Source organism: Caulobacter sp. Root1455 (assembly GCF_001426905.1).
Classification (GTDB): Bacteria; Pseudomonadota; Alphaproteobacteria; order Caulobacterales; family Caulobacteraceae; genus Caulobacter.
The window spans coordinates 395,121-419,271 of the sequence record NZ_LMFQ01000021.1; the positions used below are offsets into that span (position 1 = coordinate 395,121).

26 protein-coding genes are annotated in these 24,151 nt (G+C 70.6%); 12 read left to right on the plus strand and 14 right to left on the minus strand.

What is annotated here, in order from left to right:
* Positions 1–70 precede the first annotated feature (70 nt).
* Together dgcA and didA are read right to left on the minus strand one after the other, a co-directional pair.
* On the minus strand, positions 71–1,084 hold the full coding sequence (dgcA, locus tag ASD21_RS13955; protein WP_056442111.1) for an N-acetyl-D-Glu racemase DgcA: 1,014 nt from the start codon (positions 1,082–1,084) through the stop codon (positions 71–73).
* A gap of 32 nt (positions 1,085–1,116) precedes the next feature.
* Entirely contained in the window at positions 1,117–1,326 is a 210-nt protein-coding gene (gene didA, locus ASD21_RS13960; protein WP_056442112.1) for a DNA damage-induced SOS-independent cell division inhibitor A, read from the minus strand.
* Between the two features lie 125 nt (positions 1,327–1,451).
* On the opposite strand from didA, the gene ASD21_RS13965 reads away from it, so the two are divergent.
* Positions 1,452–1,763: a polyhydroxyalkanoic acid system family protein gene (locus tag ASD21_RS13965; RefSeq protein WP_056442114.1), complete on the plus strand. Its 312-nt coding sequence runs from the start codon at positions 1,452–1,454 to the stop codon at positions 1,761–1,763.
* A 209-nt stretch (positions 1,764–1,972) separates the two neighbouring features.
* Here the strand turns inward: ASD21_RS13965 and ASD21_RS13970 are convergent, their stop codons facing one another.
* Positions 1,973–2,458, minus strand: a complete 486-nt coding sequence (locus ASD21_RS13970) for a low affinity iron permease family protein (RefSeq protein ID WP_056442115.1) — start codon at positions 2,456–2,458, stop codon at positions 1,973–1,975.
* 136 nt (positions 2,459–2,594) lie between these two features.
* Between ASD21_RS13970 and ASD21_RS13975 the strand changes: the two genes are divergently transcribed.
* The 8 genes from ASD21_RS13975 to ASD21_RS14010 all read left to right on the plus strand — a co-directional run bounded on the left by ASD21_RS13975 (position 2,595) and on the right by ASD21_RS14010 (position 11,615).
* Positions 2,595–3,866: a cation:proton antiporter gene (locus ASD21_RS13975; protein ID WP_056442116.1), complete on the plus strand. Its 1,272-nt coding sequence runs from the start codon at positions 2,595–2,597 to the stop codon at positions 3,864–3,866.
* Positions 3,867–3,966: 100 nt separating this feature from the next.
* On the plus strand, positions 3,967–6,030 hold the full coding sequence (locus ASD21_RS13980; protein WP_056442117.1) for an MASE1 domain-containing protein: 2,064 nt from the start codon (positions 3,967–3,969) through the stop codon (positions 6,028–6,030).
* Between the two features lie 196 nt (positions 6,031–6,226).
* The gene (locus ASD21_RS13985; protein ID WP_056442120.1) at positions 6,227–7,207 is read left to right on the plus strand and encodes an ABC transporter substrate-binding protein; all 981 of its coding nucleotides are present in this window, start codon (positions 6,227–6,229) and stop codon (positions 7,205–7,207) included.
* 133 nt (positions 7,208–7,340) lie between these two features.
* Positions 7,341–8,081: an ABC transporter ATP-binding protein gene (locus ASD21_RS13990; RefSeq protein ID WP_056442123.1), complete on the plus strand. Its 741-nt coding sequence runs from the start codon at positions 7,341–7,343 to the stop codon at positions 8,079–8,081.
* Positions 8,082–8,217: 136 nt separating this feature from the next.
* Positions 8,218–8,976 carry an ABC transporter permease gene (locus ASD21_RS13995; protein WP_056442126.1) on the plus strand — a complete coding sequence of 253 codons (759 nt, stop codon included), beginning with the start codon at positions 8,218–8,220 and terminating at the stop codon, positions 8,974–8,976.
* Between the two features lie 143 nt (positions 8,977–9,119).
* A complete protein-coding gene (locus ASD21_RS14000) occupies positions 9,120–9,821 on the plus strand; it encodes a hypothetical protein (RefSeq protein ID WP_056442129.1) in 702 nt (233 codons plus the stop codon).
* A complete protein-coding gene (locus ASD21_RS14005) occupies positions 9,818–10,909 on the plus strand; it encodes a DUF2336 domain-containing protein (protein ID WP_056442130.1) in 1,092 nt (363 codons plus the stop codon). Before ASD21_RS14000 ends, ASD21_RS14005 begins: the two co-directional genes overlap by 4 nt.
* 94 nt (positions 10,910–11,003) lie before the next feature.
* On the plus strand, positions 11,004–11,615 hold the full coding sequence (locus tag ASD21_RS14010) for a hypothetical protein (protein ID WP_056442133.1): 612 nt from the start codon (positions 11,004–11,006) through the stop codon (positions 11,613–11,615).
* A gap of 10 nt (positions 11,616–11,625) precedes the next feature.
* On the opposite strand, the gene ASD21_RS14015 is transcribed toward ASD21_RS14010, so the two are convergent.
* The 4 genes from ASD21_RS14015 to ASD21_RS14030 all read right to left on the minus strand — a co-directional run bounded on the left by ASD21_RS14015 (position 11,626) and on the right by ASD21_RS14030 (position 14,711).
* A complete protein-coding gene (locus tag ASD21_RS14015; RefSeq protein ID WP_056442135.1) occupies positions 11,626–12,048 on the minus strand; it encodes a hypothetical protein in 423 nt (140 codons plus the stop codon).
* Between the two features lie 106 nt (positions 12,049–12,154).
* Complete coding sequence (locus ASD21_RS14020; protein ID WP_056442138.1) at positions 12,155–12,460, minus strand: hypothetical protein; 306 nt, start codon at positions 12,458–12,460, stop codon at positions 12,155–12,157.
* 61 nt (positions 12,461–12,521) lie between these two features.
* The gene (locus ASD21_RS23965; protein WP_056442142.1) at positions 12,522–13,898 is read right to left on the minus strand and encodes a hypothetical protein; all 1,377 of its coding nucleotides are present in this window, start codon (positions 13,896–13,898) and stop codon (positions 12,522–12,524) included.
* A 363-nt stretch (positions 13,899–14,261) separates the two neighbouring features.
* Positions 14,262–14,711, minus strand: coding sequence for a DUF2214 family protein (locus tag ASD21_RS14030; protein ID WP_056442143.1), 450 nt, complete (start codon positions 14,709–14,711; stop codon positions 14,262–14,264).
* A gap of 118 nt (positions 14,712–14,829) precedes the next feature.
* Here ASD21_RS14030 and ASD21_RS14035 point away from each other — a divergent pair, with 118 nt between their 5' ends.
* On the plus strand, positions 14,830–15,300 hold the full coding sequence (locus ASD21_RS14035; RefSeq protein ID WP_056442144.1) for a hypothetical protein: 471 nt from the start codon (positions 14,830–14,832) through the stop codon (positions 15,298–15,300).
* A gap of 4 nt (positions 15,301–15,304) precedes the next feature.
* Here the strand turns inward: ASD21_RS14035 and ASD21_RS14040 are convergent, their stop codons facing one another.
* The 6 genes from ASD21_RS14040 to ASD21_RS14065 all read right to left on the minus strand — a co-directional run bounded on the left by ASD21_RS14040 (position 15,305) and on the right by ASD21_RS14065 (position 22,340).
* Positions 15,305–15,685 (minus strand): methylglyoxal synthase, encoded by a 381-nt coding sequence (locus tag ASD21_RS14040; RefSeq protein ID WP_056442146.1) that lies wholly within the window; start codon positions 15,683–15,685, stop codon positions 15,305–15,307.
* 70 nt (positions 15,686–15,755) lie between these two features.
* Positions 15,756–16,328, minus strand: coding sequence for a hypothetical protein (locus tag ASD21_RS14045; protein WP_056442154.1), 573 nt, complete (start codon positions 16,326–16,328; stop codon positions 15,756–15,758).
* Complete coding sequence (locus tag ASD21_RS14050) at positions 16,325–17,425, minus strand: hypothetical protein (protein ID WP_156390631.1); 1,101 nt, start codon at positions 17,423–17,425, stop codon at positions 16,325–16,327. Before ASD21_RS14050 ends, ASD21_RS14045 begins: the two co-directional genes overlap by 4 nt.
* 130 nt (positions 17,426–17,555) lie before the next feature.
* Entirely contained in the window at positions 17,556–19,157 is a 1,602-nt protein-coding gene (locus tag ASD21_RS14055) for a peptide chain release factor 3 (protein ID WP_056442159.1), read from the minus strand.
* 9 nt (positions 19,158–19,166) lie between these two features.
* A complete protein-coding gene (locus ASD21_RS14060; protein WP_056442166.1) occupies positions 19,167–20,711 on the minus strand; it encodes a hypothetical protein in 1,545 nt (514 codons plus the stop codon).
* 96 nt (positions 20,712–20,807) lie between these two features.
* Positions 20,808–22,340, minus strand: coding sequence for a hypothetical protein (locus ASD21_RS14065; RefSeq protein ID WP_156398377.1), 1,533 nt, complete (start codon positions 22,338–22,340; stop codon positions 20,808–20,810).
* A gap of 252 nt (positions 22,341–22,592) precedes the next feature.
* Here ASD21_RS14065 and ASD21_RS24470 point away from each other — a divergent pair, with 252 nt between their 5' ends.
* Positions 22,593–22,739, plus strand: coding sequence for a hypothetical protein (locus tag ASD21_RS24470; RefSeq protein ID WP_200941435.1), 147 nt, complete (start codon positions 22,593–22,595; stop codon positions 22,737–22,739).
* A gap of 43 nt (positions 22,740–22,782) precedes the next feature.
* On the opposite strand, the gene ASD21_RS14070 is transcribed toward ASD21_RS24470, so the two are convergent.
* Positions 22,783–23,163: a hypothetical protein gene (locus ASD21_RS14070; RefSeq protein WP_056442171.1), complete on the minus strand. Its 381-nt coding sequence runs from the start codon at positions 23,161–23,163 to the stop codon at positions 22,783–22,785.
* Positions 23,164–23,370: 207 nt separating this feature from the next.
* On the opposite strand from ASD21_RS14070, the gene ASD21_RS14075 reads away from it, so the two are divergent.
* Positions 23,371–24,096, plus strand: coding sequence for a 2OG-Fe dioxygenase family protein (locus tag ASD21_RS14075; RefSeq protein WP_442856976.1), 726 nt, complete (start codon positions 23,371–23,373; stop codon positions 24,094–24,096).
* The last annotated feature ends 55 nt before the right edge of the window (positions 24,097–24,151 follow it).

Here is a 24,151-nt window from a genome sequence, read left to right on the forward strand (position 1 = left end):
CGATATCTCCCTGATTTTTCAATCACAGGTTACGTCAGCATGCGTGAAAGTACAGCTGGAGTTCAGCCCGTCAGAGCCACAAGCCCGTCGCCGTCAGGCCGTCGCCCCAGAACCCCTCGGCCGGCCGCGTCATCCGCCCGTCGGCCACCCGACAGCCGCCGGGATGGTCTTGCGCCAGCCACCACGGCCCGTCCAGGTCCGCGAAGGCGCACGACCCCGCCAGGTGCAGGGCGGGCGCTATGGCCAGGGACGAGGCGACCATGCAGCCGACCATCAGCGTGAAGCCATGGTTGCGGGCCTCCTCCAGCATCAGCAGGGCCTCGGTCAGGCCGCCGGCCTTGTCGAGTTTGAGATTCACGGCGCGGTAGCGGCCGCGCAGGGCGGCCAGGTCTTCGGCGGTGTGCACCGACTCGTCGGCGCAGATCGGATACGGCGGGTCGTAGCCCTCAAGCGCCTGGTCGTGGCCGGCCGGCAGGGGCTGCTCGACCAGGGCGATGTCGAGGTCCGACAGCACGGGCTTGAGGCCGTCGAGCATGGCGAAGTCCCAGCCCTCGTTGGGATCGACGATCAGCCGGGCGTTCGGCGCGGCCCTGGCCACGGCCAACAGCCGGGCGGCGGGATCCTCGGCCGACAGCTTGACCTTGATCAGCGGCGCGCTGGCCACGGCGCGGGCCGCCGCGCCCATGGCCTCGACGCTGTCCAGGCTGACGGTGACGGCGGTGACCAGGCTGTCGGGCACGGGCAAGGCGGTCAGGGCCTCGACGCTGAGCCCCTCGCGCTTGGCCCGCAGGTCCCACAGGGCGCAGTCCAGGGCGTTGCGGGCCGCGCCGGGCGTCAGCCGCGCCAGGGCGTCGTGCGGCCGCGCGCCTTCGCGCAGGGCCTGGGCGGCGGGCTGGAGCTGGGCGATCACGCTGTCGACCGTCTCGTCGTAGCGGGCGTAGGGTACGCTCTCGCCTCTCCCGATCAGCTCGCCCTCGACGATCTCGACCACCACCACCTCGGCGGCGGTCTTAACCCCGCGCGAGATGCGGAACGGGGCCTTCAGGCGGTGGCTGGCATGGGCGATCGAGACGGTGCGCTGCATGTCCCTGCCATCCCACCGTCTGGCGGATTTGGCTAGGGGCGACGGCGGATCGGGGAGTCGGCGCGACGCTCGCGGAGCACCTGCATGGCCAGCCGGGGATCCCACACGAACAGCGCGCCCCAGACCATCAGGACGCCGGCGTAGTTCAGCGCCCCGAGCAGGCCGCCGGGACGACCGGGACGGGTGAACCGGACCGAGCGGGGCTGGGGCTGGAACAGGCTGGGCATGGCGATGTCGGTCATGGCGTCCTCCTTGGATGCCGAACCTTCGCCGCTCTATACGTCAGTTCCGGACGTATGATATGACCACGTCGCCCCCATATGTCGCCGACGGGCGTTTAGACCCCGACAGCAGGAGCGCCGCGCGCATGAGCAAGCCGATCACCATCACCCTTCCCCACCAGCTGGGCCTCGCCGAAGCGCGCCGCCGGATCGACGAAGGGTTCGGCCAGCTGCTGAGCCAAACCGGCGGCATGGTGAAGGACGTCCAGAAGAGCTGGGCCGACGACGCCCTGACCTTCTCGGCCCAGGCCATGGGCCAGCCGATCTCCGGCGTGCTGACGGTGTTCGAGGATTCGGTGCGGATGGACGTCGTCCTGCCCGGCCTGCTGGGCGTGATCGCCGGCAAGATCACCGGCCAGGTCAAGAAGCAGGGTCAGCTGTTGTTGGAGAAGAAGTAGGGGTTCCAGTCCTTCATGCTTCTCCAATCCCCCTTTTCAACCGTCATTCCGGGCCTTGTGCCCGGAACCCCTTTCTCCGCCGCAGGTGCGGAGGTGTGGCGCGCCAGCGCGCCATTTTGCTTCACCGTCGGCTGAAGGAGGGGTTCCGGGCACAAGGCCCGGAATGACGGTGGTTGGGGAACGGGCCAGGTGAGATCTCGAGCTAGACCTTAAGACGTCTTCACCCGCCGCGCCGGCGCGTTCTTGGCGGCCGGGCGGCTGGCCGGGGCGCGCTTGGCCTTCGGCGAGGCCTTGGCGCCCTTGCGGGACTCACGCTCGGCGGCGACCTTGTCCAGCCGGTCCTGGGCGATCTGGGCGTGCTCGGTGCAGCGGGCGTGCATGGCCGCCAGCTCCTTCTCGGTCAGCTTCTCGATGCCCATGAAGTCGTTCTCGGCGGCGGAGGTCAGGATCAGCTCGTCGAGCTTGGTCTGAACCGCCGCGGCGTCGCGGTTCTGGGTGTTCTGGATCAGGAACACCATCAGGAAGGTGATGATCGTGGTGCCGGTGTTGATCACCAGCTGCCAGGTCTCGGAGAACTTGAAGATCGGCCCGGTGGCGGCCCAGACGGCGACCAGCAGCACGCAGACGATGAAGGCCGGCGGGCTGCCGGTGATCCGCGCGGTGGCGTTGGCGAATTTGGCGAACAGCTTGTCCATGACGCTCCCAGCTCTTGGACCTGAGGGTCCGGGGTCATAACGCCCGACGGCGCGGCCGGGTTCGGGCGTCCGGCGCGAGGCCCCCAGTTCGGCGCCAGCGGCGCCCCCGGTCAGGCCGCCTGTGCGTTAGGGACGCATGTTCGACCCGTATCTGCTGTTCCTGCTTGGCCTCGGCGTCGTCGTGCTGCTGGTCGCGTGGCTGCCGATGGCGCTCAGCCGCCTGCCGCTCTCCCTGGCCATCCTCTGCGTGCTGATCGGCGTGATGGTGTTCCAGGGCGGCGTCCTGCCCTTCCGTTCCGATCCCGTGCGGTTCTCGACCCTGACCGAGCGGCTGACCGAGATCGTGGTGATCGTCTCGCTGATGGGCGCGGGGCTGAAGATCGACCGGCGGATCGGCTGGCGGCGTTGGGGCTCGTCCTGGCGGCTGATCGCCATCACCATGCCGCTGAGCATCATCGCGGTGACCCTGATGGGCGTCCACGGCCTGGGGCTGGGCCTGGCCTCGGCCCTGCTGCTGGGCGGCGCCCTGGCCCCCACCGATCCGGTGCTGGCCTCCGACGTCCAGGTCGGACCGCCCCGGTCGGGCGAGGACGGCGAGGCCCGCTTCGCCCTGACCTCCGAGGCCGGCCTCAACGACGGCTTCGCCTTCCCGTTCGTGCACCTGGCGGTCGCCGTCGCCCTGGCCGGCGGGGTCGTGGGCCAGCCCCTGATCACCCACTGGCTCGCGGTCGACGTGCTGTGGCGCGTGGTCGCCGGGGCCGGGGTCGGCTGGGCGGTGGGCAAGGCGCTGGGCTGGGCCACGTTCAAGGCCCCGCACGCCAGGATCTCGGGCACCGGCGACGGCCTGGTGGCCCTGGGCGCGACCTTGGTGGCCTACGGCGTCGCCGAGGCCGCCCACGGCTACGGCTTCCTGGCGGTGTTCGTCGCCGCCCTGGCCCTGCGGGCGACCGAGCGCGACCACCAGTTCCACGAGGCCATGCACGACTTCGCCGAACAGGTGGAGCGCCTGCTGATGATGCTGGTCCTGGTGTTGCTGGGCGGGGCCGTGGCGGGCGGCCTGCTGGATTCCCTGACCTGGAGGGAGGCGGCGTTCGGGCTGGCGCTGGTCTTCATCGTTCGGCCGCTGGCCGGTTGGATCGGCCTGATCGGCGCGCCGCACTCTATGCGGGAGCGCGCGGTAGTGGCCTTTTTCGGCATTCGCGGGATCGGGTCGTTCTACTACCTGGCCTACGGCCTCAACCACGGCGACTTTCATGGCTGGGACGGGCTCTGGGCGATCACCGGCTTCGTCGTGCTGTGCTCGATCCTCGTCCACGGCGTCACCGCCACCCCGTTGATGACCCGGATCGACGCCTGGCGGCGGCGCGAAATCCTGAACCGGGACAAACCACAACCCCGAGGCGATTGAACTTCACCTTAGGATGCGGCAAAGCGTCACAGCATCGCGTATCGACGAAACGTAACGCCCCTGGTCGCGTATTTCTTCCCGTCCGGGGAACGGGAAAACAATGCAGGCTAACGTCGCCCATCAGGAACAGCGACGGCAGGACAGGGTCCTGCTCGTCCTGGCCGTGGCGTTGCTGGCCAGCCAGGCGTTCAGCGATTTCCTGACCCGCAACGCCCTTGGCGTCGCGACCCTGTGGCCGTCGAACGCCCTGCTGGCCGGCGGCCTGCTGGTGCTGAGCCCGCGGCGCGGCGCCATCCTGACGATCGTCGCCGTGATCGGCCACATGGCCATCGATCTTCTGGTCGGCGACGGAGTCGGCCGCGCCGCCCTCTACACCCTGGTCGACGTCGGCGAGGCCCTGCTGGTCTGGCGGGTGACCCGGCGTTTCTTCGGCGGACCGCCGCGGGTGCGGACCATGCGGCAGCTGGCCCTGCTGACCACCCTGACCGCGCCGGTCACCCTGTTGATGGCCGTGGTCGCCGCGACCGTCCTGGCCATGGTCTACGGCCTTCCCTTCGTGACCTTGCTGACCGACTGGTTCCTGTGCGGCGTGCTGGGCATGGCGATCGTGCTGCCGGCCGTGCTGGTCCTGCTGGACAGCGAGCATCGCCGCGCCTTCCAGCGCCCGATGCCTGAAACGCTGGGGCTAGGCCTGCTGGTGGCGGTCCTGACGGCGACGGTGTTCCACGCCAAGGGGCTGCCCGCGCCGTTCCTGCTGTTCCCCGTCGCGCTGCTGGCCGCCTTCCGCCTGGGTCCGCGCGGAGCGGCCCAGGCCTCGCTGATCGTCGCCTGCGTCGCCATTCCGCTGACCGTCCACGGGCTGTGGGGGCCGCAGATCTCGACCAATTGGTCCCAGGCCCACCAGAACCGGCTGGTCCAGGTGTTCGTCGGGGTGCTGTTCGTCACCAGCCTGGCCGCGGGCCTGGCCCTGGCCCAGCAGGAGCGCCTGCGCCGCCTGCTGGTGCGCCGCGAGCAGCTGACCCGCGCCGCCCGGGCCCGGGCCCTGGCCGCCAACGAGGCCAAGACCGAGTTCCTGGCCACCATGAGCCATGAGATCCGCACGCCGCTGAACAGCATGCTGGGCTTCTCGCAGCTGCTGGTCGAACGCCAGGACCTGCCGCCCGACGTCCGCCGCCAGCTGAGCCTGATCGACAGCGCCGGCACGGCCCTGCTGACCGTCGTCAACGACATCCTCGACTTCTCGCGGGTCGAGGCGGGCCAGGTGGAGCTTTTGTTCCAGCCGACCTCGGCGGCGGCGGTGCTGCACGACGCGGTCGGGATCATCCGGCCCGAAGCCGAGAACAAGGGGCTGACGCTGGAGGTCGAGGTCGTCGATCCGGTCGGCGGGCTGCACGACCTGGACGGCCTGCGCCTGCGCCAGGTGCTGCTGAACCTGCTCAACAACGCGGTGAAGTTCACCGAGGCGGGACGGATCCGCGCCTGCCTGACCATCGAACCCGGAGAACTCGAGGACCGACTCAAGTTCGAGATCATCGACACCGGCGTCGGCATCGCCATCGAGCAGCAAGGCCGGCTGTTCCAGCGCTTCAGCCAGATCGACAGCTCGGCCAGCCGGCCCTACGGCGGCGCGGGACTGGGTCTGGCGATCAGCAAGGCGCTGGTCGAGCTGATGGGCGGCAAGATCGGCGTCGACAGCGCCCTGAACCACGGCTCGGCCTTCTGGCTCGAGCTGCAGGCGCCCCAGGTCGAGGCCTATGACGCCGTCGAGCCCGGACCCGTCGCCACGCCGGGCGCGGCCCGCATACTGCTGGTCGACGACCACCCGATGAACCGCGAGATCGGCGCGGCCTTGCTGACCCTGGTCGGCTGCCAGGTCGAGACCGCCGACAACGGCGAGCAGGCGGTGGCCAAGGCGGCGCGCGGCGGCTTCGACATCATCCTGATGGACATCCACATGCCCGAGATGGACGGCTTGGCCGCCACCCGGGCCATCAAGGCGCTGGACGGCGGGGCCGGCGACGTGCCGATCATCGCCATGAGCGCCGACGCCCTGCCCCAGCAGGTCGAGCGCTGCTACGCCGCCGGCATGGTCGACCACGTGGCCAAGCCGGTGCAGCGCGAGGTGCTGTACGCCAAGGTCAGCCGGTGGCTGGCGCGGAAGTAGAAGGTCCTCCCCCTGTGGGGGAGGTGTCGGCGAAGCCGACGGAGGGGGGAGCGATCGGCAGACGACCACAACCCGGATCGACGATCCGACAACTCCCCCCACCGGCCTTCGGCCGCCTCCCCCACAGGGGGAGGAACTAGGCTTCCCTACCACCTTCTCCACCACTAACCTCACCCGGCAATTCGGGGAGACGACCATGAAGATCCTGCGCCTGGCCGCCCTGGCCGTCTGCGCCGTGCTGGCGGCCTGTTCGCCGGCCAAGAAGGAGGCGGCCCCGACTCCTGGCCGCACGGTGCTGAAGCTGGCCACCGACTGGAAGGGCGAGGCCGAGCTGGGCGGCTATTACCAGGCCGTGGCGACCGGCGAATACGCCAAGCGCGGCCTGGACGTGACCCTGATCCAGGGCGGTCCGGGCGTGAACGTGCCCCAGCTGCTGGCGACCGGCGCGGTCGACGTCGGCGTCGGCTCCAACAGCTTCATCGTGCTGAACCTGGCCAAGGAGAAGGTGCCGGTCAAAGCCGTCGCCGCCTTCATGGATAAGGATCCCCAGGTGCTGATCGCCCACGACGGCCAGGGCATCAATTCCATCGCCGACATGAAGGGCCACCCGATCCTGCTGTCGGACGCCTCGATCACCGCCTTCTGGGTGTGGCTGAAGGCCAAGCACGGCTTCACCGACGACCAGGTGCGCAAGTACAACTACTCGGCCGCGCCGTTCCTGGCAGACAAGTCCGTGGTCCAGCAGGGCTATGCGACGTCCGAGCCCTACCTGATCCAGAAGGAGGGCAAGATCACCCCGAAGGTCTTCCTGCTGGCCGACGACGGCTATCCCGCCTACGCCTCGTTCGCCCTGGTCCCCGACGCCCTGATCGCCAAGAACCCGGCGGCCGTGAAGGCCTTCGTCGAGGCCACCGCGGCCGGCTGGACCAGCTACCTCTACGGCGACCCCAAACCGGGCGACGCCCTGATCCTCAAGGACAATCCGGAAATGACCCAGGACGTCCTGGACCAGGCCCGCGAGAAGATGCGCGCCTACGGCATCGTGCCGCGCCAGGGCGTGGGCAAGATGGACGACACGCGCTGGGCCGAGTTTTTCCAGGTCGCGTCCGAGCAGGGGGTGTACCCGAAGGACATGGACTACAGGTCGGCCTACACCCTGGATTTCCTGCCGAAGTGACCTCTTTCGCTCTCATATCGATTGTCATCCCGGACAAGGCCCGAAGGGCCGCCGATCCGGGACCGCCGGAAGCGCTGAGTTCACGCGTCGGTCCCGGATCTTCGCGCTGCGCGCTCGTCCGGGATGACAGCCGTTGAGCATCGCATCTCTCCAACAGGTCGAAGTCGACTACCCCGGCCGAGGCCGCGCCCTCGGCCCGGTCGACCTGGCGCTGAACCCCGGCGAGATCGTCGCCCTGGTCGGGCCGTCCGGCTGCGGCAAGTCCACCGCCCTGCGGCTGCTGGCCGGGCTGGAGCCGCCGACCCGCGGGACCGTGAGCCGCGCCGCCGGACGGGGCGAGACCTCGGTGGTCTTCCAGGCCCCGACCCTGGCCCCGTGGATGAGCGCGGCGGCCAATGTCGCCCTGCCGCTGGAGCTGGCCGGGACCGCCAGGCGCGAGGCCCGCGACCATGCCGTTCAAGCCCTGGACAAGGTCGGACTGAGGGGCGTCGAGAACGCCCGCCCCGCCCAGCTGTCGGGCGGCATGGCCATGCGCGCCGCCCTGGCCCGCGCCCTGGTCACCCGCCCGCGCCTGCTGCTGCTGGACGAGCCGTTCGCGGCCCTGGACGAGATCACCCGCCGCGCCCTGGCCGACGACGTCCTGGCCCTGGCGGCCGAGCTGGCCCCGGCCGTGGTCTTCGTGACCCACAATGTCGAGGAGGCCGTCTACATGGCCCGCCGGGTGGTGGTGATGACCGCCGCCCCCGGCCGCATCGCCGGCGAGGTGGCGGTCGACGGCCCGGTGGTCCGCCCGCCGGGCTTCCGCGCCACGGCGGCGTTCCGCGAGACGGCCGAGGCGGTGTCGCGGCTGTTGGCTCAAGGGGTGGCGGCATGATCGCTCCGCACCAGTCCCTCCCCCTGTGGGGGAGGCGATCGCGAAGCGATCGGTGGGGGGAACCTGCCGAGGTGGGACGGCTCCCCCCTCCGGCCCATTCGGGCCGCCTCCCCCACAGGGGGAGGGCCTGTTCCGCATGACCCGCGTCCTCGCCCCGCTCCTCTTGATCGTCCTCTTGCTGGCCGCCTGGGAAACCGCCTGCCGGGTGCTGGCCGTGCCCGTCTACATCCTGCCCGCCCCGTCGGCGATCGGCGCGGCGCTGGCCGAGGGCTGGCCGCTGCTGCTGGCCAGCGCCTGGAACACCCTGTCGACCGCCCTGATCGGCCTGGCCCTGGCCAGCGCCCTGGCCTGCGGCCTGGCGCTGCTGGTCAGCCTGAACCCGACCGTCGAGGACGCCGTGCGCCCCGTGGCCGTCACCCTGCAGGTCACGCCTTTGGTGGCCATCGGGCCGTTGATGACCATCTGGGCCGGGATCGAGCACCCTCAGCGCGCCGTCGTCGCCCTGGCGGCGGTGGCGGCGTTCTTCCCGATCTTCTCGGGGGCCCTGACCGGCCTGAAGGCCGTCGATCCGGACCTTTCCCGCCTGTTCGACCTCTACGGCGCGCGTCGCGTCCAGAGGCTGTGGCGGCTGCGGCTGCCCTCGGCCGTGCCGGCCCTGCTGGAGGGCCACAAGGTGGCGGCCGGCCTGGCCGTGGTCGGCGCCGTGGTCGCCGAGTTCGTGGCCGGATCGGGCGGCAATCAGGGCCTGGCCTGGCGCATCCTGGAGGCCTCCAATCGCCTGCAGACCGCCCGGGTGTTCGCCGCCCTGGTGGTGCTGGCGATGATGGGGGTGGTCCTGCACGGCCTGATCAGCCTGGCCGAACGCCGCCTGCTGGCCTGGTGGCGCGGTCGCTGACCGCCGCGCGCGCCGACGCCTGCTCAAGGTCGAAAACGCGACATAACACCACAATCTTTCGGCGAGGTCGGGCCGCGTTAGGTCAAGATTAAGTCCGGACGCCTATCAATCGGGGCGATCCCCCGCTCGTTTCGGACCGGTTCATGCGTTTCGCCCTGCTCCTGCCCGTGCTGTTCAGCCTCGCCGCCCCGGCGTACGCCGAGGGTGCGCGCGAGAGCCGCTATGGCCCGACAACGCCCCGGCAGGCGTCCGCCGCGACCGCCGCCCGCTACGACGGCCCGATGCTCGGCTGGGCCAACAAGCGCCAGGCCATGACCAATGTCGCCGCCCCGGCGCCGTCCGCCCCGGCGCAACCCGCCCCGCTCGCGGCCTGGGCCGGCTATAGGGCCGCGCCCGCGCCGGTCGCCTACGCGCCGCCGGCCCCGACCGCGCCAACCTTGCCGACCAATCTCTACGCCGCCCCGCGCCCATCGCCGGCCGCCGCCGCGACGCCGGACCAGTCCCAGGCCCCGGCCAAGGACTGGTCAAGCTACCGCAGCGCCCGCATGACGGCCGTCGCCCCGGTCGCGCCAACCGCCCCGCAGGTCGCCGCCGTCGACACCGGCGCGACCGGCGCCCGCTTCTATTCGGTGGGTCGCGACTATGGCCTGACGCCCGACGCCGCGCCGCCGGCCGGCGTCGACAACCGCGTCTTCGTCACGGTCAGCGAGCCGCCGCCCGAGCCCAAGGACGCCGTCCCCATGCACGGTTCGGCCGACTGGCTGGCGGCCGGCGCGCGCGGCGACGACGGCGATGACGACGACAGCGCGACCCGCCGCGCCAAGACCCGGAACGAAGGCCTTTGATCCAGTCGCGCCTCCATGACCTCATCGCCCTGGCCGATGAGCCCTCCAGCTCGCGTCGTCGCGAACTGCTGCGCGGGGTCACCGACCTGTTCTTCGCCGCCGACGGTCACGGCGAGGTCGAGATGGGCCTGTTCGACGACGTGATGGGCCAGTTGGCCGGCGAGATGGAAGAGGCCGTGCGGATCGAGCTGGCCGAGCGGCTGGGCACGAGCGCCACGCCGCCGCCGTCCCTGACCCGGACCCTGGCCAGCGACAGCATCGCCATCGCCCGTCCGATCCTGGAAGGCGCGCCCCAGCTCAGCGAAGCCGACCTGCTGCACGTGGCCCGCACCCAGGGCCAGGACCACCTGCGCGCCATCTCGCAGCGCCCGGTGGTGCCCAGCCTGGTGTCCGACGCCATCGTCGAGCGCGGCGACGACACCACCCTGGGCGTGCTGCTGCGCAACGAGGGCGCGGTGCTGTCGCGCGAGGCCCATGAGGCGGCGGTCGACCGCGCGGCGGCCAATCCCGAGCTGCACGAGGCGGTGATCGACCGCAAGGCCATGCCGATGGACCTGCTCAACGAGATGTACTTCGTGGCCGAGGCGCGCCTGCGCGACCGGATCATGGAGCGTAACGCCAATGTCGATCCAGCCATCCTGGAAGCGGCGCTGAAGGCCGGCCGCAACCGCGTCGCCGCCGGCGACGGCGCCTTGCCGGCCGACTACCAGGCGGCCGTCAAGGAGATCGTGGCGCTGAAGACGCGCGGCGCGATCACGCCCCAGGCCCTGGTCGCCATGCTGCGCGCCAACCGGACCACCCAGTTCCTGGTCGCCCTGGCCGAGCTGGCCGACATCGACTTCCACACCGCCCGCAAGATCATCGAGCGCCGCGAGCTGGACGCCCTGTCGGTGGTCTGCAAGGCGGCGGACTTCGACCGCGCCCTGTTCCTGACCTTCGCCCTGCTGATCCTGGATCCGAACGACAACGCCATGGGCAAGGCCAAGGCCTATGGCGAGCTCTATGCCGCCCTGCCCCGCGACGCGGCCCTGCGCACCATCCGCTTCTGGCGCATGCGCCGCACCAGCGGCGACGTCGCGGCGGCCTAGAGCCGCCTTTCGAAGACGGGCGTTCGCACGGAACTGGCGCCTCCCGACCCCGTTCCCTTCCCGTCGAGGGGCCTTCCGTCTCCGGAGCGCCCTAGTGGAACTGCCCAAGAACAAGACGGCCCTGGCCGCCGGCGTCGCCCTGGCTGGGATCGTGACGACGGTCGCCCTGGCGACGGCCGTCTGGCCCGCGCTGACGCGGCCGGATCCACCGGCGGAGGCGACCGGAAACGACGGCCTGCGCATCCGCCTGGTCGAGCCGCCCAAGGCGGTGGTCGCCAAGACCAGTCCGCTGGACGTCGGGCTGTCCGAGGCGGCCCAGGCCATGGCCAAGGGCCGCGAGGCGCTGTTCGTCAGGACACCGGGCTTCCGTCCAGCTCCGGCTCCCGCGCCGGCTCCTCCTCGATACGCGCCGGTCCAGACCGCACGGGCCGATGAAGATGACGATCTCGCGCCGCCGCCCGAGCCGGTCGACGACCGATGGGAGCGCGATCACGGCGAAAGCGGCGTCGAGCTCGCCCAGCAGCGGTGGGAGGAAGAGCGCCAGGCCCGAAGCGAACGCGAGCGCCGCGCGGCCTGGGAGCAGACCCAGCGCGACCGCCGGCGCTGGGAGGAAGGCCGCGAGCAGGATCGCTACGACGACCGGCGCTATGACGACCGCTACGCGCCGCCGCCGCCGGACGACGATCGCCCGCCGCCGAGGTGGTGATCGCGCGCGCCTAGCCTCGGCGCCGGTGCATCAGGGTCAGCAGCCAGCCGACGCCCAGGCCGCCCACGACGGTCAGGGGCAAGGTCAGGAGATCGGGCGTGGGTTCGCGCAGCCAAAGGTCGCGGCCCGCCAGCAGGCCCCAGACCACCAGGCCCCAGATCGCGCCGTGCATCGCCCACGGATGCTGGTCCATCCAGCCGCGCGGGCCGGTCCGGAGTTCCGGTTCGCCGGCGGGCTCGACGGGACCGCCGCAGGCGCCGCAGGTCCAGCCGCCCCACGGGCCCAGAGGCGCGGCGCTCGTGTCGACCGGCGCCCCGCAGGCCTTGCAGCGCGGAGGCTCGGCGCGGCGACGGACCGTCGAGGGCATGCCGCGCAGCCCCATGATGACGATGAACAGATAGAGGACGAGAAAGATCGCCTGTGAGACGTCCAAGTCCCTGAAACTCCCGCCCATATCGCCCCCGAAACGCCACCTCGCCAAAGGCTAGGGCGTGTCGCGTCTCAGGTCGAGCCTTGGGGGAGAGCTGCTGGCGCGCGTCCTAGCGGATGCGGATGCGGACCGGGACGTCGATGAACGAGCCGGCGCGGCTCTTGCCGTCGGGGCCCATCAGGTCGACCTGGAACTGCGAGGCCATCGACACGGCGGCCTTGCCGACGCCCATGTCGGCGGGGAATTCGCTTTGCACCGAGCAGGCGGTCAGGCCGCCGTCGCGCTTGACCATGCAGCTGAGCATCGCTTCGGCGATCTGAGGCTGGACGTCCTTCACCTGGGTGACGACGGGCTGATCGGCGACCGGGGTCGGAACGATCGAGACAGCGGCGGCGGCGAGCAACGAAGCGATCACTGGGTCTTCCCTACTGGTTCTTGGGTTCGGCCCGTTCGAGGCCGTCCGGTTTCATTTTGGGTCAGGCGGCGTGCGCCTGCTTGACCCGTTGCAACCCCTGAGCCGCCAGGTCGGTCAGCGACCGCAGGCCCAGTTCGGCGAAGATGTCGAAGGCGCTGGCCAGGGCCATCGCGGCGCGATCGAGGCGGCCGTCGTCGCGGCCGGTGATCTCGACCCGGGCCTCGTAGAGCCGGGCCAGGTTCATCTGGGTCACGGCCCAGGCGGCCGGGTCGCGAGCGCCGGGGATCGAGGCCAGTTCGGCCTTGAAGGCCATTTCGGCGGCGTCGAGCACGGCCAGGTCGGCGGTCAGCTCGGCGCAGCGGGCCAGGCTGAGGGCGCGGTTGTTGGCCACGATGGCGCGCAGGGCCAGGGCCGGCTGGGTCTTGAGGATGTGCGAGGCGCGGTCGTAGCAGGTGACCGCCCGCTCGAAGCAGCGCTCGGAGGTGGTGGCCTCGCCCATCGCCTGCAGGCCGGCGCCCAGGGCCGCCTGGCCTCGCGCCCAGTCCATCGGGCTGTGATCGGCGGTGACCGGCTCGAGCGCCGCGGCCAGGGCCTCGACGCCGTCGGCGATGTGGTTGATCTCGCCGTCCAGCTCGCCCAGCTGCACCAGGGCCGCGCCGCGCAGGGATTCAAGCCGCGACCAGGCCAGGGGTTCGAAATCGGGATCCAGGCCCGCCTCGGCGGTCTTGGCCTCCTCCAGCGCCACCTCGGTCAGGGCGCGGTCCTTCAAGCGGGCGGCGCAGGCCAGCAGCAGCTCGACGCGGGCGGCGCGCTGGTCGGCCAGCAGCAGGCGCGAGGCCCCGCCCTTGACGCGGCGCGCGGCCGACAGGCCCCGCAGCGGCGCCTCGAAGGCCTCGGCGGCGGCCAGGGCGCGATCCAGGTCGTTCTCGCCCAGGGCCACGCGGCCTTCCAGCCCGGCCAGCAGGGCCTCGGCCATGGCGCAGCGGTGACCGGGCGCGGTCTTGGCCAGGGTCAGGGTGGCGCCGGCGGCGGCGTGCAGGCCCTCGTCGCCGAACAGGTCGGCGCCCAGCACGGCCAGGGTCGCCTGTTCGCAGCGGGCGGCGGCCAGGCTGTCCTGCTTGTGTTCGGCTTCGAAGATCCTGGCGGCGGCCTCGGCCTGGGCCGCGCCCTTGCGCAAAGCCGTGGCGTCGCCCGAGCGGCGGGCCAGTTCGCGCCAGACCACGGCGGCCTCCAGCAGGCGGTGGCCGCGGTCCTTGGCGCCGATCCGGCCGGCGGCGACGTCGGCCGAGCGGGCCTCGTTGACCAGCAGGCGCAGGTCCAGCAGCTCCAGCAGCGAGGTGTCGCCGCCGGTCAGTCCGTCGCGATGCGCCGCGGCCCTGGCGGGCGCCCCGGCGTCGACTCCAAAGAGCCTCTTCAGATCACGACCGAAATCAAACATCGCTGCGCACTCCGCACACGGACCGTCCCACGCCGGGACGTCCGGCAAGGGTTCAACGCACGAGTAGCAAAGCCGGAGCCAACGCGTTTAACAAGCGGTTAACGGACCTTAAGATGGCGTTAACCATAAATATTTGGAGCGTGTTTACACTTCGTTCCAAAACACCCGCCAAACCCCTGTTTTTGCACCGAATTGGCACACTTCTTGCTTGGCGGGTCCTTGTGGGAAAACGCGCGCGGCCGCACTTGTTAGAACATTGTTCACTCAAGTGAAAATGACGTTAACCATGGATTTTAAGATCCTGTTTACCCTCTGTTCCGGCCCAGCTCTCCGCTTCCCGCCCGGGCGGGGGTTCGCGGGCCGCTAGAGGCCGTAGCCGCGCGCCATGGCGGCGGCGAAGATCGGGATCAGGGCGAACACCACGAGCTCCAGGCCAAGCACCCGTCGCACCTTGGCCAGGTCGTCGGCGGCGGGCGTGAAGGCCGGATCGGCCTTGGCCTGTTTGCGCCACTTCAGGATGGCGATGGTCGGCAGGATCGACAGCAGGCCGACCACCGCGAAGGCGGCGATCTTGGCCCAGAACACCGGATTCTCCAGATAGAAGGCCGGCACCTTGGCGCCCCAATAGACGCGGCAGAACCCCACCACCAGGATCAGCCCCGCCGTCGCCCCGTAGGCGGCGTCGATCCTCGCCAACGTCCCAAGGGACGCTCCGCTCAAGCCAGGCCTCGCCAGGACCCTCTCCACGGCGAGAAGGCCCGCCAGCGACAGGATCAGCAGGTGGTGCAGGATGGCGAGAACGAGATCCGACATGCCAGGCTCCGACTCGGTGGATGTCGATCGAGCATGCCTCGGAGAACGACGTTCGTCACGACGCCCCCCTCCCCGCCCCCCCTGGCCAGCTTCCGAACCCGCCTCTAAACAGAAAGGCATGAACGCCTCCGTCGATCTCTGGACCGCCTCGCTCTGCAAACCCGATCCCGGCTATGGCGGCTGGGCCCATGTCCGCCGCAACGCCGACGGGACCCTGGCCGGCGCGGCCGGCGGCGAGCGGCGGGTCGGCGGCGCCAGGATGGTGCTGACCGGCGTGATCGAGGCGCTGAGCGCCCTGGCCGACCTGCCGGCCGACACGGCGGTGACCCTGCACTTCGCCGATCCGGACCTGGCCGCCGAGCTGGTCGCCAGCGACGGCGCCTACGCCACGGCCGAGCCCGAGGCCTGGGCCGCGGCCCGCAAGCTGCTGGCCGCCCGCCCCGTACTGGTCCTGTCGCCCTTGCCCGACGCCACGCCCGCCGCCGGCTTCCTGCGCGCCTGGGCCGACTTCGGCCTCGACACCGCCAAGACCCGGGGCTTGTTCAAGGCCGCGATCCCGAGGCCGAACTTGCTGAAGTTCCCGGGCTAGCCGCCTACCGCCCCGCCACGATCAAGTCGGCCGTGGCCGGGTTGCAGGCGAAGGGGACGTCGGCCAGGGTCGCCATGCGGATCAGCGCCTTGACGTCGACGTCGTGCGGCTGGGGCGACAGCGGGTCGACGAAGAACACCAGCATGTCCAGCAGCCCCTCGGCCAGCAGGGCGCCCAGTTGCTGGTCGCCGCCCAGCGGGCCGCTCTTCAGGCGGGTCAGGGTCAGGTCCGGCAGGGCCTGGAGGATCCGCCCGCCCGTGGTGCCGGTGGCGTAGAGCTTGTGCCGGGACAGGAACGCCTTGTGCGTCACGGCCCAGTCGACCAGGGCCGCCTTCTTGTCGTCGTGGGCGACCAGGCCGATGGCGAGCGGGGCGTCGACGGACATGCGGCGGATCTCCTGAACCCTGGAGCTTCCTCCCTAGCCGCTTCGGGCGGAAAGGGAAGAGCCGCGCCCGTCAGGAAAACCGGATCTTGGTCGGGGCCGAGAACTCCGGCGTGCCCTTCTCGATCAGCACCTGGTCGTGCAGCGACAGCTTGGCGCTGGCGGCGAAGATTCCGGCCGTGGCGCAGACGACCTTGCCGCCGCGCACCTCCAGCCGCACGCCCTTCACCTTCAGGGCGAGCTCCATCTCGAAGTCGAGGTCGGCGATCTTGACCGCGCCGTAGCGCAGCTCGATGCGCGGCTTGTGGGTGGAGGCGATCTTGTGGTCGTCGAGGTCCTGGAAGAAGACGTCGTCGGGATGGGCCTTGGATTCCTCGACGCACTTCTTGAAACGCTCCAGCTTCATCCAGCCGTCGAACAGCACCCTCTCGACCGACAGGTCCATCAGCTTGTCGACCTCGCGGCGGCAGCCGCCCTCGATGTCCTCCCAGCAGGCGCTGGGGAACTTCTGGGCGGCCTGGGAGATCGCCTCGGTCAGAGGCGGGGCGCCCTTGCAGGCCTCCAGCGGATCGCCGCCGTCCTCGGCGAACAGGGCGCGCCAGGTCGTGGCGCCGGCGGCGGGCGCGACCATGGCCGCATCGGTCATGGCGCGGTCTCCAGCGTGGGATAGTCCACCAGCCTCACCTCCCCGTCGTCGGCGGCGCGCTCGATCCGCAGCGACACCGCCATGCCGGCGCGCGGCGGACCGTCGGGGGTCAGGACGACGACGCCGGGATCGGCGACCAGGGCGATATCGGGCGTGCACGGCGCGGCCTGGACCCTGGACGGCCGCGACGACGGCGCCCGCGCACGGCTCAGCAGCTTGGCCAGACCGAAGCCGCCGGCGGCGGCCGCGGCCAGGGCGACCAGCCACAGCCAGATCGGTATCGCGGGCCGCTCGGCGGGAGGCGGCGCTTCCACCGGCGTCGCCGGCGCGCCCGCCACCGGCGGCGGCCTCGGCGACGGGGGCGGTTCGACCACCGCCACGGGCGGAGACTCGGGCTCGACTACGGGCACGGGCTTTGGCCGCACCGGCTCGGGCTTGACGGGCTTTGGCGTCAGCGTCGGCGGCGTCTGGACCGGCGGCTTCGACACGACGGGCGGCTGAACGGGCGGGGGTTGGACGACGGGCGGCGGCGCGACGACGGGCGGGGTCTGCAGGACCAGCGGCGGCTGGCCGCGCATCCCGGCCGTGCGCCAGGCGTCGGCCGTGCAGCGCCGCCAGCGTTCGGGGACGCCGGCATAGGGGGCGCAGGCGGCCTGGATCTCGGGGATGACGGCCAGCGGATCGGCCGGCGGCTTCGGGGTCTTCGGGCGATTTTGCCAAGAGTCGATCAGCTTGTTCAGCTGCGGCGTGATGTCGACGGGTTCAGGCGCGGGCGCCGTGGCGGGAGGAACGGTCGTGGACGGCGTCGCGGCGGCGGGCGCGGCGTCGGGGAACAACCGCTGGCAATAGGCCGTCGCGTTCGTCCGGCCGACATACGACCGCAGGCATTCGGCGTAGGTCTTGGGCGCGGCGACGGCGGGGGCGGCGGTCGGCGCCGCGACGGTCGGAACGGCCGTCGTCACCGGGCGAACGGACTGCTGGAACGCGGCGGCGGGCGTCGCGATCGCCAGCAGCAGCACCGCGACGACGCCGCCGGCCCGGCGTCCCGCGGAACGTCCGGCTTGGTCGCCCCCAACCCTGCCCAGATCCCGTGTCACTCCAGACGACCTTTCAATCGCGAGGAAGAGGGCCAGCACGGTCCGCCCGCGACAATGCGCGGTCAAGTAGAATTAAATCAATCCGGCAACCTGAACGGACAAGCTTGGCCGTTCAGCGCGGCGGCGAGGCCTAGCCGCGTTCCTTGGTCCGCTCGAACCGCACCTTGGGGTAACGTTCGGCGACATAACCGATCTCCCAGGACGACTTGCCCAGGAACACCGGCTGTTCGTCGATGTCGTGGGCCATGGCCGTGCGGTGCTTGTTGGTGAAGTCCTCGACGTCGGCGCGCTCGCCGCTGATCCAGCGGGCCTCGGCGTAGGGCGCGGCCTCGAAGATGCAGTCCAGGGCGTATTCGTTGGCCAGGCGGTCGGCCATGACCTCGAACTGCAGCTGGCCCACGGCGCCGACGATGAAGTCCGAGCTGCCGATCATCGGGCGGAACAGCTGGGTCACACCCTCCTCGGCCAGGCCTTCCAGCGCCTTCTTCAGGTGCTTGGCCTTCAGCGGATCCTTGACCCGCACGCGGCGCAGGATTTCCGGGGCGAAGTTGGGCAGGCCGGCGAAGCGCAGGGTCCCGCTCTCGGACAGGCTGTCGCCCACCCGCAGCACGCCGTGGTTGGGAATGCCGATCACGTCGCCGGCGAAGGCGTCCTCGGCCAGTTCGCGGTCGCTGGCGAAGAACATGATCGGCGCGTTGACGCTCATGGCCTTGCCGGTGTTCTGGGCCTTCAGCTTCATGCCGCGCGTGAAGCGGCCGCTGGTCAGGCGCAGGAAGGCGATCCGGTCGCGGTGATTGGGGTCCATGTTGGCCTGGACCTTGAACACGAAGCCCGAGACCTCGCTGTCGCCGGGGGCGATGTGGGTGTCCACGCCCGCCTTGCTGACCTTGGCCGGATGCGGCGGCGGGGCGTAGGCGCCGATGCCGGCCAGCAGCTCGTTGACGCCGAAATGGCGCAGGGCCGAGCCGAAGAACACCGGCGTCATGTGGCCTTCCAGGAAGCTCTGCACGTCGAACGGCTTGGCGGCCTCGGAGACCAGCATGGCCCCCTCCTCCACCTCCGACAGCTCCTCGGGGTCGAGGTACTGGACGATGGCGTTCGACTTCAGCGACACGGCGGGCGGATGGCCCTCCTCGTCGGTCGAGCTCTTCTTGGCGTAGGGGATGAAGGTCTGGGCCCGCAGGTCCAGCATGCCCTTGAACCGCCCGCCCGAGCCGGCGGGCCAGAACAGCGGCGCGGGGTCCAGGGCCAGCTTCGAGGAGACCTCGTCCAGCAGCTCGAACGGGTCCTGGGCCTCGCGGTCCATCTTGTTGATGAAGGTGATGATCGGGATGTCGCGCAGGCGGCACACCTCGAACAGCTTCAGGGTCTGGGGCTCGATGCCCTTGGCGGCGTCCAGCACCATGATCGCCGCGTCGGCGGCCGTCAGGGTGCGGTAGGTGTCTTCCGAGAAGTCCTCGTGGCCCGGGGTGTCCAGCAGGTTGAACATCAGGCCGTCGTGGTCGAACGTCATGACCGAAGCCGAGACCGAGATCCCGCGCTCGCGTTCGATCTTCATCCAGTCGGACTGAGTGCGCCGGGCCTGGCCGCGGGCCCGCACGGCGCCGGCCGCGCGGATCGCCCCGCCGGCCAGCAGCAGGTTCTCGGTCAGGGTGGTCTTGCCGGCGTCGGGGTGGCTGATGATCGCGAAGGTGCGCCGACGCGCGGCCTCGAGGGCGAGGGAGGTGCTCATCCCCGGGGGTTAGCTCCCCGAGGCCGCCTTGTCACCCTCTGCCGACGCCTTGGCGGCCGACTTCGGCGTCTCCGGCGTCGCGGCCTTGTCGCTGTCGGCGGCCTTGGGGTCGATGGTCTTGAGCAGGGCCTGGGCCGCCTCGACCTCGCCGCCGCCGTGCGGATTGCTGGCCAGCGGGGTGAGCACGGTGCGGGCCGTCTCCACGTCCTTCACCTGGATCAGGGCCTTGGCCGCGTCGAGGCGCAGGTGGCCGACCTGCGGCGCCAGGACCACCGCCCGCACGCGAATGTCGGCCATGGCGTCGGTCAGCGGCTCCAGGCTGTGGGCTTCCGCATAGCCGTGCAGGGTCTCGGGATTGTCCGGATTGACCTTGAAGGCGCGGGCGAACAGCTTGCCGGCCTGGGCGAAGTCGGCGACGCGCTGGGCCGGATCGTCCGTTCCCGCGGTCAGGCGGCTTTCCCCCAGCGCCACCAGCGCCGCCTCGTCCTTGGGATCGGCGGTCAGCAGACCATTGAGGATCGCCTCGCCGGCCTTGCGGTCGCCGAACGTCGTCTCGGCCCTGGCCAGGATCAGCTGGCTGAACCGATCCTTCGGCCGCTTGGCGGCGGCGGCGCGGATGTCGGCCAGGGTTTCGGCGGCCTCGTCCTTGGACACGCCCAGCTTCAGCCGCTGGCCTTCCAGAAGCAGGTCGTCGGCGCCGGGCGACAGGTGGGTCACGGTGATGGCGGGCTCCAGCGCGCCGGTCCGCGGCAGAGCGCCCGCCGGAATGGGCCGGTTCATATAGGCCTGCAGCTTGCGGCGCAGACCTTGCGGGTCATCGCCATAGACCTTCCGCCAGGCCTCGACCGGATCCTCGCCGGAACGCACCGCGTCCAGATAGGGGCCCAGCAGCTTGTGTCGCGCCGGGTCGGACAGGATGTAGTGGGTCAGCAGCCAGGCCTGGGCGTAATAGGCGTAGACGTCCCGCTCCTTGAGCGCCCCGGGACGCTTGCTCAGCACGTCCTCCATCGAGATCCAGCCGCCCGGCTGGGTCAGGCTGTAGGCCCGTCCCCGGTTCACCCCGCCCACCACCATGCGCGACCTAGCCAGGTCGGCGGTCATGTAATATTCGGCGTAGCCCTCGACCAGCCAGGCCGGATAGGCGCTGGGATAGTACTGCAGCATGAAGTGGTGCACGTATTCGTGCAGCACCGTGTCGTCGCCCTTGTTCCGGTCCCCCTCGCCGGCGCCGTCGCGGATCGCCACGACGAAGACCTCCGGCACCGAGGAGAGATAGACCCCCGCCATGCCCTCCTTGGCGCTGGGCAGCACGCGCTTCAGCTGTCCCAGGCCCGAGACCAGGTACACGGGCAGCTTGCGCGGCGTGACCTCGTCCTTGGGGCGGCCGTGTAGCCGGCGCAGCAGCGAATCGAAGTCCTCGAGCTGGGTCGCGTACTCGCGAACCGCGTTCTCGCTGCGGCCGTAGACCACGAAGTGATCGCTCTCGGCCCGCAGCCATTCGGCCTTGGCCGGCGATCCGACCGCCAGAAACGCGGTCGCCAGCAGCCCCGGCAAAAACCCGCGACTCTTCGGAAAGCCCTTCACGCGCGTCACCCCCTCAACGTTGCGTTGAACCTAAGCGGGGACCGTCATCGGGAGCAAGGTCGACGATCAGTTCGCCGGCGCGGCCTTGTCGTCCTCAGCGCCGGCCCCGACCGGACGGCGCCGGGCCATGGCCTGTTCGAAGCGGGCGCGGGCCTGGAGACGTTCGGGGCCGGCGTGCGGATTGTTGAACACCGGCTCCAGGATCGCGGCGGCCTCCTCGAAGCGATCGCGGCGCATCAGGGCGTCGGCGGCCGCCAGCCGGAAGGCCGCCACTTGCGGCGCCAGCTGCTCGGCCCGCAGCAGCACATTGACGACGTTGTCGCTGGGATAGCCGGCCTCGCCGCGTCGGCTGATCCCATAGTCGTAGAGCAGCAAGGGACTGTTCGGATCGACCTTGAAGCCCTTGCCGAACCAGTTGCGCGCCTCGTTCAGCAGTTCGGCGGCGCGCGGCCGGTCGCCGCGGGCCTGCAACATGCAGGACCAGCCCATCATCTGGATCGCCTCGACGTCGCGCGGATCCGCCTCGATCCGGTGCTTGAGGATGGCCTGGGCCTTGGCGCGGTCGCCGAAGTCGTTCTCGGCGCGGGCCAGGACCAGGTCGGCCAGGCGATCGTCGGGATAGCGGGCGGCGCGTTCGCGGATCATCGCCAGCACGGCCGGCCGTTCGGCGGGCGGCACGCCCAGCTTCAGGCGCTGGTTCTCCAGCAACAGGTCGTCGGCCGAGGGCGGCAGCCGCGTGACGGGGGCCGCGGTCGCGCTGGGCGCGGGCCGGGGCATGCGCAGTCCCGGCAGCTTGGCCATGTAGCGCTTGAGCGTGCGTTCGAGATCGCTCAGCGGCATGCCCGCCGCCGTGACCATCTCGCCGACCGGGTCGCCGCCGGCCGCCACCGCCCCGGCATAGGCCGTCAGGCGCTTCAGGCGGTCGGGATCCGACATCATGTAATGGGTCAGGATCCAGGACTGGGCGTAGAAGGCGCCGACGTCTCGACGGCCGCCCTCGAGGGCCCGGCGGCCCAGGATCTGGTCGTAGGGCTCCCAGACGCGGCCGCGCAGCCAGGCGATCCGCTCGTTGGTCACGCCCAGCTCGACGACATCGAGTTTGAACCGCGTGGTCTTGAAATATTCCGCATAGCCCTCGACCAGCCAGGACGGATAGGCGGCCGGCGCGTGCTGGGCCATGAAATGGTGGGTGTATTCGTGGAACAGGGTGGCGCGCCCGCGATCTTCGCCGCCCTCCAGGCTCATGAGCGCGAAGACGTCGCCGATCGAGGCCGAGTAGAAGCCGTTCACCTTCTCGTCCAGGTCCGGCTTCACCCGCAGTTCGTCGAACCGGCGCGGCACGAGATAGATCGGCAGCGGCCGCCCGTCGGAACGCTCCATCGCGCCGTGCAAGGTTCGCAGCAGGCCGTCGAAATCCTCCAGATCGCGCGCGAAGTCGCGCAGCGTGTTCTCCCCGACCTTGCCGTACAGAACAAAGCCCGGCGTCTCGGTGCGCGCCCAGTCGCCGCCGTCGCGGGCCCTGGCGACTCCGCTTCCGACCAGCGGCGCGACGGCGGCGGACAGGGCGAAGGCTCGTCGGGACATCGGGCGTGACGACATGCGGATTCTCCAGGCGGCCTTGGAGTGTTTGGCGACTCGGGGGCGGCGAACAACCCCAGGGCGCACGCTAAATGCGCTCGAAACGTGACGGTCGCCACCCCGCGCCGACGCCGCGCGTGGTGCGACCTTCCGCCCCGTACCCAGCCTACGAAAATCCCGGAACGACCCTAGTCTTCGCGGGGTTTTAGAGTCATGCTGACGTTACTGCGGACCTGCCCACGCAGAGGGGCGGCCGCGAGCGAGGAAACGACAATGGCTATGGTTCACGAGCCGCGCCACCAACGCGGCGTCTGCACCCCCCAAGGCAACGCCCTCTGCCTGGGCGTGGCGCTTGGCGGTCTGGTCCTGGTGGCGATGATCTTGAGTTGGCTGTTCAGCCTGGTCGGCCTGTTCCTTTAGGCGACCAGGGTCTTCAGGCCTGGACCATGGTCCAGGCCCGCGGTCAGGCCGCCAGACGCCGCCAGACCTGACGGTCGGCTTCCACGTTGCTCAGCGCGCCGGCTTTCTGACGCTCGAACAACGATCCCATGATCTCCAGACTCAGCTGCGCGTAGCGCACCTGCACCTGATCGACCAGGCAGCCCCGCGACGGCGCGATGAACAGCGCCGCGTTGATGTCCGGAGCCTTGCTGATGATCAAGGCGGCCAGGCGCCGGGCCTTCTCCGGATCCTTGTGATGCAGCAGCGGCTCGGCGGCGTACAGCTCCTGACCCAGCTTTCCGACATAGTTCAGCGACACCTTGGCGAAACGCTCGCTGGTGAGCGGCGGGGCCAGTTCGGCCGCGTCGAAGCTGAGAATGACGTCGTTAAGCAGGAAAAGCATCGGAACCTTGCTGAGGCCTGGCGGCGGCGGACGGGGCGGTCGGGGAGACGCCGGACACCCTGCCGCATCGAGCTTTCGTTCCGGTTTAGGAGCAGGGTTAACGGCGTGGGAAATGAGATTCCTGGATAAACGTCGGGACACGGAACAGGACTTGGCGCGATCGCTCCGGCGCCCCATGTGGAGACCTCGTTCCGCCGGAGGCAGCGCTTGATCCCGCCAGACACTTTAAAGGGCGACATCACCGCCGCCCTGCGTGACACCGGCTTCTGTCGCGTCCCGCCGGCCGAGGCCGACGCCTTGCTGGGTCCCGAGGCCCTGGCCGGGTGGGACGCCTTCGCCGACAGTTGGAACGATCTGGGCCTGGACCGCTTCATGGCCGACGGCGGCCGCTATCGGCGGCGGCGCTTCGCGGCGTTCTCGGCCTCGCCTGGAGGCCTGGTCCGCAAGCCGCATCAGCCGCACTATCAAAGCCGCGACTACAACGGCCTGAACGGCGGGGTGCAGCGCTGGTTCGAACCGATCCTCGACACCGTGGCCGAGCATCCGGTGACCCAGGGGATCCTTCGCGAAGGCCTGGCGCTGTTCCATCCGCTGACCGTCGATCCGCCCAAGGCCTGGCACGTGGAGCTGCACCAGTTCCGCATCGAGGCCGGCGACGGCGAGACGGGCCTGCCCACCCCCGAAGGCGCGCACCGCGACGGCGTCGACTGGGTGATCGTCATGCTGGTCGAACGGCACAACGTCGCCAGCGGGGTCACGGACATCTTCGCGCCGAACGGCGCGCGGCTAGGCGCCTTCACCCTGGAGCGGCCGCGCGACAGCGTGTTCCTGGACGACCACCGCGTGCTGCATGGGGTAACGGCGATCCACCCGCTGGAACCGGGCGTGCCGGCGCGGCGGGACGTGCTGGTCGCGACGTTTCGGCGGGAGTAGGCGCGGTGCGTCCTTCGAGGCTCGGCTACGCCTCGCACCTCGGGATGAGGGATTC

Coding starts and splice junctions, on each gene's coding strand:
- dgcA (WP_056442111.1), bottom strand. CDS start 1,084: ATGCAGCGCACCGTCTCGATCGCCCATGCCAGCCACCGCCTGAAGGCC.
- didA (WP_056442112.1), bottom strand. CDS start 1,326: ATGACCGACATCGCCATGCCCAGCCTGTTCCAGCCCCAGCCCCGCTCG.
- ASD21_RS13965 (WP_056442114.1), top strand. CDS start 1,452: ATGAGCAAGCCGATCACCATCACCCTTCCCCACCAGCTGGGCCTCGCC.
- ASD21_RS13970 (WP_056442115.1), bottom strand. CDS start 2,458: ATGGACAAGCTGTTCGCCAAATTCGCCAACGCCACCGCGCGGATCACC.
- ASD21_RS13975 (WP_056442116.1), top strand. CDS start 2,595: ATGTTCGACCCGTATCTGCTGTTCCTGCTTGGCCTCGGCGTCGTCGTG.
- ASD21_RS13980 (WP_056442117.1), top strand. CDS start 3,967: ATGCAGGCTAACGTCGCCCATCAGGAACAGCGACGGCAGGACAGGGTC.
- ASD21_RS13985 (WP_056442120.1), top strand. CDS start 6,227: ATGAAGATCCTGCGCCTGGCCGCCCTGGCCGTCTGCGCCGTGCTGGCG.
- ASD21_RS13995 (WP_056442126.1), top strand. CDS start 8,218: ATGACCCGCGTCCTCGCCCCGCTCCTCTTGATCGTCCTCTTGCTGGCC.
- ASD21_RS14000 (WP_056442129.1), top strand. CDS start 9,120: ATGCGTTTCGCCCTGCTCCTGCCCGTGCTGTTCAGCCTCGCCGCCCCG.
- ASD21_RS23965 (WP_056442142.1), bottom strand. CDS start 13,898: ATGTTTGATTTCGGTCGTGATCTGAAGAGGCTCTTTGGAGTCGACGCC.
- ASD21_RS14030 (WP_056442143.1), bottom strand. CDS start 14,711: ATGTCGGATCTCGTTCTCGCCATCCTGCACCACCTGCTGATCCTGTCG.
- ASD21_RS14035 (WP_056442144.1), top strand. CDS start 14,830: ATGAACGCCTCCGTCGATCTCTGGACCGCCTCGCTCTGCAAACCCGAT.
- ASD21_RS14040 (WP_056442146.1), bottom strand. CDS start 15,685: ATGTCCGTCGACGCCCCGCTCGCCATCGGCCTGGTCGCCCACGACGAC.
- ASD21_RS14045 (WP_056442154.1), bottom strand. CDS start 16,328: ATGACCGATGCGGCCATGGTCGCGCCCGCCGCCGGCGCCACGACCTGG.
- ASD21_RS14055 (WP_056442159.1), bottom strand. CDS start 19,157: ATGAGCACCTCCCTCGCCCTCGAGGCCGCGCGTCGGCGCACCTTCGCG.
- ASD21_RS14065 (WP_156398377.1), bottom strand. CDS start 22,340: ATGTCGTCACGCCCGATGTCCCGACGAGCCTTCGCCCTGTCCGCCGCC.
- ASD21_RS24470 (WP_200941435.1), top strand. CDS start 22,593: ATGGCTATGGTTCACGAGCCGCGCCACCAACGCGGCGTCTGCACCCCC.
- ASD21_RS14070 (WP_056442171.1), bottom strand. CDS start 23,163: ATGCTTTTCCTGCTTAACGACGTCATTCTCAGCTTCGACGCGGCCGAA.